Annotated in this window: 12 protein-coding genes; 5 read left to right on the top strand and 7 right to left on the bottom strand. The window is 42.2% G+C overall.

Translation table 11 applies throughout. The features are described 5' to 3' along the window. The first annotated feature begins 128 nt into the window (after positions 1–128). On the top strand, positions 129–743 hold the full coding sequence (locus tag EXA13_RS03685) for a fumarylacetoacetate hydrolase family protein (RefSeq protein ID WP_238131950.1): 615 nt from the start codon (positions 129–131) through the stop codon (positions 741–743). A 64-nt stretch (positions 744–807) separates the two neighbouring features. Here EXA13_RS03685 and EXA13_RS03680 read toward each other — a convergent pair whose 3' ends face one another. The 3 genes from EXA13_RS03680 to EXA13_RS03670 all read right to left on the bottom strand — a co-directional run bounded on the left by EXA13_RS03680 (position 808) and on the right by EXA13_RS03670 (position 2,778). Continuing rightward, entirely contained in the window at positions 808–1,125 is a 318-nt protein-coding gene (locus EXA13_RS03680; protein ID WP_238131949.1) for an AzlD domain-containing protein, read from the bottom strand. Continuing rightward, a complete protein-coding gene (locus tag EXA13_RS03675) occupies positions 1,122–1,844 on the bottom strand; it encodes an AzlC family ABC transporter permease (protein WP_238131948.1) in 723 nt (240 codons plus the stop codon). Before EXA13_RS03675 ends, EXA13_RS03680 begins: the two co-directional genes overlap by 4 nt. 106 nt (positions 1,845–1,950) lie before the next feature. After that, entirely contained in the window at positions 1,951–2,778 is an 828-nt protein-coding gene (locus tag EXA13_RS03670; RefSeq protein WP_238131947.1) for an AraC family transcriptional regulator, read from the bottom strand. 188 nt (positions 2,779–2,966) lie between these two features. Between EXA13_RS03670 and EXA13_RS03665 the strand changes: the two genes are divergently transcribed. Continuing rightward, the gene (locus EXA13_RS03665; RefSeq protein ID WP_238131946.1) at positions 2,967–3,614 is read left to right on the top strand and encodes a LysE family translocator; all 648 of its coding nucleotides are present in this window, start codon (positions 2,967–2,969) and stop codon (positions 3,612–3,614) included. 38 nt (positions 3,615–3,652) lie between these two features. Here EXA13_RS03665 and EXA13_RS03660 read toward each other — a convergent pair whose 3' ends face one another. Beyond that, positions 3,653–5,359 (bottom strand): phospho-sugar mutase, encoded by a 1,707-nt coding sequence (locus EXA13_RS03660; RefSeq protein WP_238131945.1) that lies wholly within the window; start codon positions 5,357–5,359, stop codon positions 3,653–3,655. A 156-nt stretch (positions 5,360–5,515) separates the two neighbouring features. Next, positions 5,516–5,677, bottom strand: a complete 162-nt coding sequence (locus tag EXA13_RS03655) for a hypothetical protein (protein ID WP_238131944.1) — start codon at positions 5,675–5,677, stop codon at positions 5,516–5,518. Positions 5,678–5,858: 181 nt separating this feature from the next. Between EXA13_RS03655 and EXA13_RS03650 the strand changes: the two genes are divergently transcribed. Next, complete coding sequence (locus tag EXA13_RS03650) at positions 5,859–6,467, top strand: TetR/AcrR family transcriptional regulator (protein ID WP_238131943.1); 609 nt, start codon at positions 5,859–5,861, stop codon at positions 6,465–6,467. Positions 6,468–6,628: 161 nt separating this feature from the next. Continuing rightward, positions 6,629–7,681 carry a 3-deoxy-7-phosphoheptulonate synthase AroG gene (gene aroG / locus EXA13_RS03645; RefSeq protein WP_238131942.1) on the top strand — a complete coding sequence of 351 codons (1,053 nt, stop codon included), beginning with the start codon at positions 6,629–6,631 and terminating at the stop codon, positions 7,679–7,681. 59 nt (positions 7,682–7,740) lie between these two features. Here aroG and EXA13_RS03640 read toward each other — a convergent pair whose 3' ends face one another. Together EXA13_RS03640 and EXA13_RS03635 are read right to left on the bottom strand one after the other, a co-directional pair. After that, positions 7,741–9,090, bottom strand: coding sequence for an MATE family efflux transporter (locus EXA13_RS03640; RefSeq protein WP_238131941.1), 1,350 nt, complete (start codon positions 9,088–9,090; stop codon positions 7,741–7,743). Positions 9,091–9,310: 220 nt separating this feature from the next. Beyond that, positions 9,311–10,540 (bottom strand): aldose 1-epimerase family protein, encoded by a 1,230-nt coding sequence (locus EXA13_RS03635; protein WP_238131940.1) that lies wholly within the window; start codon positions 10,538–10,540, stop codon positions 9,311–9,313. A gap of 295 nt (positions 10,541–10,835) precedes the next feature. Between EXA13_RS03635 and EXA13_RS03630 the strand changes: the two genes are divergently transcribed. Then, on the top strand, positions 10,836–11,240 hold the full coding sequence (locus tag EXA13_RS03630) for a PaaI family thioesterase (RefSeq protein ID WP_238131939.1): 405 nt from the start codon (positions 10,836–10,838) through the stop codon (positions 11,238–11,240). Positions 11,241–11,603 lie beyond the last annotated feature (363 nt).

Raw genomic sequence — 11,603 nt, 5'->3', positions numbered from 1 at the left:
GAGGAAGGGCAGATCATTCATTAATATTGAGCGAATGATCTTATTTTTATCAGGATTTTTATGGTTAGGGTTGGTGATTAAAAAAGATCGGTTACACTTTGTTTTTACTCATCATTCAAGGACGAAAAATGAACACCATTCGTTATGCAGAGCAGTTAGTGTATCCGTCAAAGGTGCTATGTATCGGGCGCAATTATGTCGATCATATCAAAGAGCTGAATAATCCCTTCCCGGAACAAATGGTGGTATTTAACAAGCCTAACAGCAGTATCACTTCCACTTTACGGGCTTTTCATCAAGAAGCGTTGCATTACGAAACTGAAATCTGCTTTTTGGTTGAAAATGGTCTCTATACGGCGGTTGGCTTAGGATTAGATCTTACTAAACGGGCCTTACAATCGCAGCTCAAACAGAAGCAGTTACCGTGGGAGCGGGCCAAAGCATTTGATGGCTCTGCGGTATTGAGTCGATTTATTCCATTGCAAGGCGTGGTGATCTCTGATTTACAACTGGAGCTATTTATTAATAGTGTCCGAGTACAATGCGGTGGTGTGGCACAAATGATTTATAAACCAGAAGAGATTCTGGCCGAGTTAAAAACATACACAACTGTGTGTGATAACGACATTGTTATGACAGGAACGCCTCAAGGCGTTGGCGAAGTACATCAAGGGGATCGATTTTTAGGGCGCTTAAAATGTGGTGATCAAGTCTTGATAGAGGTTGAATGGCTGGCAGAGTAAGCCAGCCGAGTGAGTTGAGGTCTCCACTCTTAGATTGGAGTGGTTGATGAAGCAACATTTCGTTTCAAGACAAGAGTACGACATTGAGCAATAAAAACATTGCCATGCTAATGAGAGTGGTGAGCAGTACATTGCTGGTTTTCCACGCCAATATTACGGCCAGTAGCGCAGCCCATAAATAAGGGTTGTGATGGCTGACCCAAAGTGTCCCCTGATCCGTAAAGACAATAGGGGCCCAAATGGAGGTTAAGACCGCAGGGCCTGAGTAGCTCAGTAATCGGTGCAATGCTGGGCTGAGTTTAAGAGGGAGGTGTGGCTCTAGAAATAGATACCGACTTAAGAAAACCAAGGCTGCCATGGCAAAAATAGAAATAAGGATCATGCTTTGCCCCCGGTAATTTGTTCGGTGAAAAATCCCGCTAACATAGCGCCAATACTGGCTATCATCAAACTTCCTTCCACATGAAAGACGGTTAATCCGACGGAAAGTATCAATGCGACGAGTATGGAGACTAAAACGGCTCTATTTTTCACCGTGGGAATGACAATCGCGATAAAGGTTGCCGCCACGGCAAATTCCAAACCTAATTCATTTAAAGCGGGGAGGTATTGCCCAGCAATAATGCCCACCAAAGTGGCTAGGTTCCAGCATAAATAAAAGCTAAGCCCGGCTCCTAATGCATACCAAGGATGAAATTGCTGATCACGTTGTTGTCCACAAATAGCAAATAATTCATCGGTGAGAAGAAAGCCAAGCGTTAAACGCCAACGAAGAGGCAGTGGACTTATTTTTTTGCGCATGGAGACGCTGTAGAGAAAATGACGAGAAGTAATAAAAAAGGTGGTCATCAGTAGGGTCATTAATCCCACGCCTGTTTTCATCATTCCAATAGCGACCAACTGTGCAGAACCGGCAAAGAGAATCGCCGAAAGTGCTTGGCCTTCTAATAAGGTTAAACCAGCATCAATTGCAAAAGATCCTGCTAATAATCCCCAAGGTAAAACAGCAATACTGAGCGGTAACATGGCAAGGCAGCCTTGCCAGAATAAGCGTGACTCAGACTCTATTTCAGTGTGTTGTGACAAAATGTGGCTACTCATAAATCATCCTGATCAATAGGCTGACTGTATCTTGTTGCTTTGAAAAAATACAGTGTGAAAACCTTATCTAACCACCATTGAGCAAGAGATACTTGTACAAAGTTGCTTAAGAGTTCATGTATTGCCGAGGGGTAATCCCCATGGCTTTTTTAAAATGACGATGTAGATGGCTTTGATCATGAAAGCCACACTCTTGAGCGGTGTCAGAGATGGAATGACCAGTTTTTAATAAAGTTTTAGCATAACGCAAGCGAGCTTGAATTTGATAAGCATGTGGTGGAAAACCAAATTGTTTTTGAAAAGCTCGGACTAAATGAAAAGGGCTTATCTCCGCCAGATTCGCCAGTTCTGTAAGAGAGACATCTGCCTGAGGAAAATCGTCTAAAAATGCTTTCACCCGTATGAGTTGTTGTTTTTTTGACGTTTCGGTCGGTTTTGGTGGTGTTTTTCCGTGACGGCTCATCAATTTAACAAGACTGGCATACACCAACGTTTCCCGGAGCAGTCTGTTATTGGATTTCTCTAGTGTTTCAAAGACGAGTCGAAATTGGTTGGCAAGTTCGGGATCATACACCACCGCCTCTGGAAAATAGGGGGCTCCATATCTGTTTGTTCCCAACTCTTGTGCAATCGACTGAAATTGTTCTGGGAGTGGGTACATGGCTTTATATGCCCACCCACCTTCTACTGCCGAATGCCCTGTATGTACTTCATCAGCATTGACTAAAATGATGCTATTTTGTGGTGCTACATGGTTACTACCTGTGCGGAAAAAGCACTGTGCGCCTCGTTCAATCACTCCAACGGTATAGCCTTCATGGCTATGGCGAGAAAAGTTTTGGGTCTCATACTGAGCATCGAGTAGCTCAATTCCGCCAAGCTCTTCGGCAATCTGAAATTTAGCGCTTTCCTTTACTGGGTGTCGTTTTTCCATCGTCGGCTCTTCCATGTTTGGGCTTTTAGTCTACTGCAAACGGTAGGATTTTTTTTGTACAAAATTGCGCATGATTTTTTATTGAAGTAATTGACTGGTTATTTCATCAATATCTTATTCATATCATTATGTTTTGATTGTTTATTGATATAAAATTTCTGATTTTATTAATTATATGAAAGATAGTAATGATTGATTTGTCGATTCTTCCTGTGTATCTCACCGCTGTCGTTGCGTTATTGTTATTACCCGGTCCAGATATGTTATTGATTGCCAGCTCCAGTTTGACTTATGGACGTAAAGTGGGTGTTTTTGCCAGTTTAGGCAATGCCACTTCTGGTGTTATTTTAACGTTACTGGCAGCACTGGGCGTATCAACCATGGTTGCCATGAATCCAATGGCGTTGACGATTCTACAGCTATTCGGTGGGGCGTATTTATTGAAAATGGGTATCGATTGTCTGAGGGCGACGGAGTATTCAGCGGCGATAGTGACGGTTGAGTCAACATTGGCAAAAACGTTCTATCAACGAGCCTTACTGAGTAATTTACTTAACCCTAAGGCACTGGTTTTCTTTGTTATGTTTTTACCTCAGTTTGTCTCTCATAAGATAGCCGCCAGCTCAGGTGAGCAAATGCTCGCTTTGGGCATTTTACTTAATCTTTGTGGATTATTGTTTAATTTTTTGTTGGTCGCTTTGGTGGGGTTATGCGGGAACCGGTTATTAGAAAGTGATAAGTTTCGGTGTTATCAGCATAAATTCATGGGGGGAATTTTTTTGGTGTTGGCACTCTGGATGCTTGGCGGAATGTTAACTTCTTTCTTTACCTCGTAAAGAAGCATAGCCTCATAACCGAGGCTATGCTTGTCTCTTTAGGTTAGGCTATGTTGATGTTCACTAATTAAGAGTGCCATTTGTTCTTCAGCTCGTTGCTGAGCGTCACTGAAGCCTTCATCATGGTTAAAACTGCCGATCACTTCATAGTAGCATTTGAGTTTCGGTTCAGTGCCTGAAGGCCGAACAATTACCCGAGCGCCATCGGCTAAATGGTAAATAAGTACATCACTGATGGGTAAAGTCAGAGCTTCGCTTGAGCCATCTTGATGGTGACGAAGCGCATGTTTGAGATCGTCCCAGCTTAAGATTGGCTTGCCTGCAATTGATTGAGGTGGTGCTGCACGCAGTTGATCGCCAATGGGGGGCGTATCCGGATCCAGTGCAATACTACGTTGAGCGGTGACATATAAACCATGTTGACGGTAAAGAGACTCAAGTTGATCCCAAATTGTTTTACCTTGGCTATATAACTCAGCGGCAAGTTGTGCAAAGGCAACCATGGCAGATAAGCCATCTTTATCCCAGACAGTATTGCCAACGGTGTAACCTAAGGCTTCTTCGTAGGCAAATAAGAAAGGATGTGGCTCACTTTGTTGCTGCATGGCAATATTGGTTAACCATTTGAATCCAGTCAGCGTTTGATAATATTGCGCACCATGAGTGTTGGCTATTTTATTTAATAGACTAGACGATACGATGGTATTTCCGACCAGTGGCTGCTTATGATGAGTCTGATTGAGCAAGTAGTGGCCCAGTAAAGCCCCGACCTGATCGCCCGTTAACATTTGGTATTCCCCGTTCAATTTACGGATAGCGACAGCAAACCGGTCAGCGTCAGGATCATTGGCACAAGCCAGTTGGGCATTGACTGAGCTGGCTAATGCTATCACGCGATCCATCGCGCCGGCTTCTTCTGGGTTCGGGAAATGAACGGTAGGAAAAGTGCCATCTGGCTCCCGCTGTTCTTGCACGCTGTACACCTGAGTAAAACCTGCATCTGCTAGTAACGTTTCCGCCATTTCAGCGCCAACACCATGCATCGCTGTATAGGCCAGTGTGATACTTTCTGGGTGGGTGTGATTCTGAAGAAGTGGGTTGGCATTAATGGTTTGGCGGTAAGTCTGGTAATAGTTTTCTTCTAGCCAAACTAGTAGGCCTTGTTGCTCTGCTGCCTGCAAGTCTAGGATTGGAATTTCTTTCATTGCCGCGAGGTCGATTTCTGTTGCAATGCCAGCGTCATGAGGTGGGATAATTTGTGCGCCATTTTCCCAGTAAACTTTAAAACCATTGTATTCTGGGGGATTATGGCTGGCAGTAACGACAACGGCAGCAGCGGCTTTAAAATGGTTGACACCAAAAGCCACCACTGGCGTTGGAGCAACTTGATGGGTGAGATACACTTTGATACCTAAAGCAGTGAGTACTGAGGCGGTATCTTGAGCAAATTGCTGAGAATCGAGGCGTCCATCATAGCCAATCACAACCCCACGTTGCTGGGCATTTTCAACCTGCTGAATTAAATAGGCACCTAACCCTGCGGCGGTTTCCTGAATCACCAACCGGTTCATTCGATTTGGTCCACAGCCGACTTTTCCTCGCAGCCCTGCGGTACCAAATTCTAATCGTGATTTAAATCGTTCTGCAATCTCATCCATTTGTTGCTTATCAATAAGCATTTGTAGTTCTTGACGAGTTTTAGGATCAGGATCTTTCTCTAGCCAGGATGTGACTCGATTCATCATTGTTGTCACCTTAATAGACGATTATTTAGAGGATTTAGTGTAATTGATATTTATTATCAATAATGAGTACGCAATCGCTAAACTTCTTACTGTTGAGTATAACTCAGTCGTTTTAAGGTGGTGATTTTTCTTGGAGGTAGATCGTGTAGGCCGCTATTAAGCGACGTTTATCTCTTCACGTTCAGCATTTAAGTAAGCCCAAGAGGTGACCAAAAAGTCGTATAAGTTGGCTTGGAAATCAGTTTGGTGTTCAAGTAAAGGTTGAGGGTGAACAGCAGGTTTGGTGAGTGTTATAGTATGGTTTGTTGATATATTCATACGCATGATCCTTTTTATCAGTCAATTATCTATTGGTGTGCGCTTCACTTCTTTGTGTTGCACGTTTTCAGTTCTCTATTTAAGTAAACTAGTCGGTGTAGTTTATCGATTTTAGGATGAAAAGTAAACTCATTAGTGTACTATTTATGGAAATCGATGATGGATACGAAGGCAAAGTGGGATGAAAAAGACTCGCAGTGAACTTAAAAGAGAAGCCATTCTTCAGGCCGCTAGAGAGGCATTTCGTGAATTTGGTGCACAAAGCACCAGTATGGATAAAATTGCAGCGATGGCGCAGGTATCGAAAAGGACGGTATACAACCATTTTATTTCGAAAGAGCAGTTAGTGATGACATTGATGGCTGAATTGTGGCAAGTCACTAATCACCTTATTGAACCAGCTCAGCTTGCCTTTGAACCGTTAGATAAACAGCTTGAATATTTATTGCTCAGTGAAATTGAAATATTAACGTCTCGTGAATATCTTGATCTTGCAAGGGTGGTGTTAAGTTATTATCTGTATCGCCCACAAGAGCTTGAAATGCATACTTTACAGATGGCAAATAATGAAACCCCATTACTGCGTTGGCTAAAACAGCAAACAGATAAAGAACAATTATGGATTCCAGATGTTGAGTTAGCCAATAAACAGTTACACAGTTTAGTGAAAGGACAATCTTTCTGGCCACAATTGTTTGGTTCTCCACTCCATTTAACTTCTGAAAAGAAACGTCTGATTGCGCAGCAATGTGTGCAGTTTTTCCTCAGTCATTACGGTGTAAAAAAATAATTACACATTCCTATTGTTGTAAATAATGGTGTTAGATTGCATTTTATATAAAATAATGCTTGCCCTTGCTGCATGAAGTCTTTAAGTTATTTGTAGATGTTAACCAAGCTGCGGTGGGATAACCGACAGTGGTAAGTACAAGTAATAGGAAGAAGTAAGCGATGTACCAAACTGATGATGTCAATATTAAACGAATTAAAGAGCTGTTACCCCCTGTTGCGGTTCTAGAGAAATTTCCTGCTAGTAGCGTCGCTTCTTCAACAACGTTTCAAGCACGTGAAGCGATACATAATATTTTACATGACAAGGATGACCGCCTATTAGTAGTGGTTGGGCCGTGTTCTATCCATGATCCTGAAGCGGCTATCGAGTATGGGCAACGTTTAAAAGTATTGCGCGAAGAGCTGAGTGATCAATTAGAAGTGGTGATGCGTGTTTATTTTGAAAAACCGCGCACGACGGTGGGTTGGAAAGGTTTAATTAATGACCCTTATTTGGATGATTCTTATAAAATCAATGACGGCTTACGGATTGGACGTAAGCTATTATTGGATCTAACTGATATGGGCATCCCTACCGCCAGCGAGTTTTTAGATATGATTACGCCGCAATACGTCGCGGACTTGATCAGTTGGGGAGCGATTGGTGCAAGGACTACCGAATCTCAGGTTCATCGAGAGCTGTCTTCTGGCCTTTCTTGCCCTGTCGGCTTTAAAAATGGTACAGACGGTAACATTAAAATTGCTTCGGATGCGATTCGTTCTGCTAGTGCTTCACACCATTTTTTATCTGTTACTAAATTTGGCCATTCAGCGATTGTAGAAACCGCAGGTAACCCTGATTGCCATATTATTTTACGTGGCGGTAAAGAGCCCAATTATAGTGCCGAGCATGTTGCTGCCATCAAACAAGAATTGGAAGCATCCGGCTTAAAACAAAAAGTAATGATTGATTTTAGTCATGCGAATAGTTCGAAGCAGTATCAACGCCAGATGGTGGTGGCTGAAGATATTTGTACGCAAATTCGTTCGGGTGAGCATGCTATTTTTGGTGTAATGATTGAATCGCATCTTGTGGAAGGTCGTCAAGACTTGGTGGATGGGAAAGCGCCTGTTTATGGGCAATCAATCACGGATGCATGTATCGGTTGGGATGACACAGAAACCGCATTACGTCAGTTGGCTGCTGCGGTTGAAGCGCGCCGGACACGTTAATCGCTTGTTCAAAAATAAGGACATAAAATAGGCGCTCAGATTGAGCGCCTATTTTTATATCATTCAAAACGGTTGAGATGAGCGAATGCCTGTTCAGCTCGTTGTAACGCGTGACGGTAGATGTACCAAGCTGAAAGGCCTGCCAAAATATTACCGACGAGAGCGCCAATAAAAAGTCCCTTAATTTCCCCCCAATAGGCACCGAACCATAAACAAGGTAAGAAAAAAGCAAACAGTCTAAGCGCTGAGATAAGTAACCCAATATAAGATTGCCCTAACGCATTCGAAACGGAGACCAACAGCATGCACATCCCCAGGCAGCCAAGGCTGATCGGAACAATCATTAGGTGCCAATTTAAAATGATTGAGACGTTCTCATCGCTGGTCATTAAATGAGCGAGTGGAGATGCAAGAATAAAGGTAATCGTTGCAATGGCTAGTTGAAATAACAGGATAAAACGACAAGCTAATTTGACTAATTGACGAATATCAGCCATTTGGCCAGCGCCAAGCAAACGCCCAACCATCGGAGGCATCGACATGGTTAAGGCTAAAACGGAAACAATAGCAAAAAATTCAAACCGAGAGCCTAGTGCCCAAGCGGCAACGGCTGTGGTACCAAAGCTTGCCAGTAGTTTTGTTGCCAGTATGGAGGAGACAGGAGGCAGTAATTGACTCATCATGGCTGGCCCCATTATGTGTCCAATAGAGATTAAACTGCGTTTAATGTCTAGCCCTTGCCAGTCAAACCGCATCCAATGTCGAGCAATGATGCGTGGTGCGATTAGCATTAACCCAATGCTAAAAGAAACAATGGTCGCAATCGCAGCCCCTTCAATACCTAGATCAAAGGTAAAGATAAACAAAGGATCCAGTAACAGGTTGAGCAGGCTGGTGATGATCATCATTGAGCCTGGTAGTATCGTATTACCATTCGCTCGGCATAAGCTATAAAGGAAATACAGCATGGCTCCTGTCCAAGCGCTGACTAGCCACCAAATCCAATAGCTATCAATAATGGGGATGAGGGACTCAGGAGCTCCGAGTAAATGCAATATGGGGGTACGAATTAAGTAAAGTGCTACTGCCAACAAAGCAATACCAATCCCTCCCATGGCGATGACTAAACCACCAAGTTGTTTTGCATAATGAAACTGGCTCGCCCCCAGTGCTCGGGAAATAATGGCGGTGGTGGCAATACCTAAGCCAACTTGAATTCCGATAATCACCATCTGTATCGGTAAGGTGAACCCTTGAGCAGCAAGAGGTAAAACACCAAGCTGACCGATAAATGCACTATCAACCAGTTGAAAACTCATTAGTGAGAGCACACCAAATAGCATTGGCCAAGTCATTTGAAATAACTGGCGAGCAAGAGACGGTGATGAAATTGTTTGGTGTGTAGGCATAAAGAATAATCAGAAATGGAGTTGAGATATTAAGGATAGAGGAAAATAACACACCTTCCGCTATAGTCATAGGCGGTATGATGAGTCGGTGTTATGGATATCTCGGTCCTGCTCATTGTGCTTGTAGCGGTATTTGCGATATATCGTTAATGATTTTATTTATAAGTATTCATAATAAGGCTTGATTTTTATCAAGCCTTATTGGTGATTTTTTAAGAGATTACTGAACCTTATTTAAGTCTACAATCAGAGTGTTACTCGTTTTTACTGGCGAATTTTTTTGAATTTTCTGCACTTCTTTTAACGCTTGTTGGACCTCTTTATGGTCCCGTAATACGGTATAGGTCACATTAAAGTCTTTGCTTTCCCCTGCTTTAATGGTTGGTACTAAACCGAGAGGGCGCTGATACTTGGTATTGTATGCATAACTGGTTCCTGGCTCGATACCCGTTACGTAACCTTGTTGTTCTGTATCGGTGTTTTTCCATAGCGTAAGAACTGGCAGTTGCTGCACATTGTATCCGACCGCAACCCCTTTATTTGCCGCCTTGTTATGCAGTACCGCAAGAGAATGGCCATTTTTATCCCCAATGGGTTTTAAGTTAAAGACCATTTCATCAAACCCTTTTGTTGGGCCAAGATAGGTTTGCCAGCTGTTTAATCCGGCTTGAGCATAATCATTAAAAGGAGAAATCTCACTGGCGGCCGCGGTTACTTTTGCTCCAGCTTCCAATATGGGATGGCCAAAATTGGAATGATAAATAATTTGATATTCGTCATCATAATCGGCTTTATTGGTCAGCGTGTCGTGTATGGCAAAGGCATTGTCACCCGGGGTGACTTCTAGCCGAGTTAGCGTTACTAACTCTGCTTTTTTAAAGGTCCGTTCAGCCACTTCACCTTCAATAGTAATTTTGTGTGGTGGCGTATCATCAATAATCACTTTTACCGTTGAGGCTGGGGTATTTTGCACTCGGCCATGTAAGCTGAGTAACTGTCCATTGTCATCAACGCCTGGGTGGCCTGTCCATTCATAACCACAACGAACTAACATTTCGTTAAAGCCATCTAACCAGCCCAAACCATTACGACTTTCAAGATCAATAAATGCCGGGTTCACAATCTCTTTGACAGGGGAGTTCCAACCTAAAATTCGTTGACCATCCATTTTGACATCATAAATTCCCATACCACGAGTTGGAACTAAAGTGATTGAGAGGGTCCCATTATCAATGATGAGAACGTCGACTCCCGTTTGTTTTCCTCCCTGCAATTGACGTTTTTCAATAGAGAACGGGTGACTATCGGTAAACCCCAGTGAGTTGTGGGTAACTTGCCAGTCTCCCACTTCTTTTGCCTGATCTGAGTCGGTTAGTACAAATTCTACCGCGTAGCTATTCATTGTCGTTAAACCCAGTAACACGGCAGCAAATGTTGGTGTGATTTTCATTGTCTTTCCTTATGTTATTGTCGAGTTTTATTGAACTGAATCGATTCAGCAAAAGCATACGCCTGCACAAATTGTGTTCAATATACAACTTGACGCAATGTGATCTTTATACAATTGAATCGATAAATGGGGTGAATTTTTGATTGCTGAATCAACTTCAGCAGAATTGGAGAAAATATGATGGGGATGCACCTTGGTGAATTGAGTATTCATTGCAAACAATGATTCCACTCCTTTTTGTAAATTATAATTAGCATATGCTATTAATGATTCAACGGTAGAAAGAGATAAATGAATGTCAGCAGCAGTGGATTCTCACGTAATGTGTGCGGTGTGTTCGACACCAGAAAAAAACTTTTATTCTTTAGGGATGAACTTTACGGCTGTTTTGAATGGAAAAGTCACGGGGTCTTTTACTGTAGAGCCCCGGCACCAAGGGTACTTAGGCTTATTGCATGGTGGTATTGCTAGTTCGTTATTGGATGCGGCAATGACGCACTGTCTGTTACAGCAAGGGATTCCTGCGTTAACGGCTCAACTGACTGTCCGGTTTCATCACCCGATAAACGTTGGGGATAGACTGACAGTGATCGGTCAATGTGATGAGGAGCGGCGAGGCCTTTATTCCCTCTCAGCTCAATTACAGGTTGAGGGACAATGTAGGGTGAGTGCGATTGGTCGTTTTTTATGTAAACATTGATAATTAGATGTTTATTTTGTTTTTAAAGGTTTCTGTCGAGTTTAAGTGGTCTGTTTTATGGATAAATTAGTTTTTTATTTCTATTCGATATAATCAGATTTTTTGGCAATCTTTATTATTAATCTAGATGACTTTAGGTTATGAAATGCGTGTCGCCATGTTGGTTTTTTTATTATTAATTATTTTATTTCTGTTATTAAATTATTTTACACTAGCGTTAATAATTTAATGTGTAATGTTTTTTATATAGTTCAAATATTGACACCTGCCATTAATTTGATGTGAATTCATTTGTTTTGGTGATTTATTAATGGTTTGAATATTTTTTTAATATAATAGATGCGAGTTGTAAATTATATTGAT

The sequence above is a fragment of the Vibrio cincinnatiensis genome (assembly GCF_022113815.1).
GTDB lineage: Bacteria > Pseudomonadota > Gammaproteobacteria > Enterobacterales > Vibrionaceae > Vibrio > Vibrio cincinnatiensis_A.
This window is presented reverse-complemented; position numbering and strand designations above follow the sequence as displayed.

What these genes read in the sequence shown, in the direction of transcription:
- EXA13_RS03685 (WP_238131950.1), top strand. Translation starts at nt 129, where the DNA reads ATGAACACCATTCGTTATGCAGAGCAGTTAGTGTATCCGTCAAAGGTG.
- EXA13_RS03680 (WP_238131949.1), bottom strand. Translation starts at nt 1,125, where the DNA reads ATGATCCTTATTTCTATTTTTGCCATGGCAGCCTTGGTTTTCTTAAGT.
- EXA13_RS03675 (WP_238131948.1), bottom strand. Translation starts at nt 1,844, where the DNA reads ATGAGTAGCCACATTTTGTCACAACACACTGAAATAGAGTCTGAGTCA.
- EXA13_RS03670 (WP_238131947.1), bottom strand. Translation starts at nt 2,778, where the DNA reads ATGGAAAAACGACACCCAGTAAAGGAAAGCGCTAAATTTCAGATTGCC.
- EXA13_RS03665 (WP_238131946.1), top strand. Translation starts at nt 2,967, where the DNA reads ATGATTGATTTGTCGATTCTTCCTGTGTATCTCACCGCTGTCGTTGCG.
- EXA13_RS03660 (WP_238131945.1), bottom strand. Translation starts at nt 5,359, where the DNA reads ATGATGAATCGAGTCACATCCTGGCTAGAGAAAGATCCTGATCCTAAA.
- EXA13_RS03655 (WP_238131944.1), bottom strand. Translation starts at nt 5,677, where the DNA reads ATGAATATATCAACAAACCATACTATAACACTCACCAAACCTGCTGTT.
- EXA13_RS03650 (WP_238131943.1), top strand. Translation starts at nt 5,859, where the DNA reads ATGAAAAAGACTCGCAGTGAACTTAAAAGAGAAGCCATTCTTCAGGCC.
- aroG (WP_238131942.1), top strand. Translation starts at nt 6,629, where the DNA reads ATGTACCAAACTGATGATGTCAATATTAAACGAATTAAAGAGCTGTTA.
- EXA13_RS03640 (WP_238131941.1), bottom strand. Translation starts at nt 9,090, where the DNA reads ATGCCTACACACCAAACAATTTCATCACCGTCTCTTGCTCGCCAGTTA.
- EXA13_RS03635 (WP_238131940.1), bottom strand. Translation starts at nt 10,540, where the DNA reads ATGAAAATCACACCAACATTTGCTGCCGTGTTACTGGGTTTAACGACA.
- EXA13_RS03630 (WP_238131939.1), top strand. Translation starts at nt 10,836, where the DNA reads ATGTCAGCAGCAGTGGATTCTCACGTAATGTGTGCGGTGTGTTCGACA.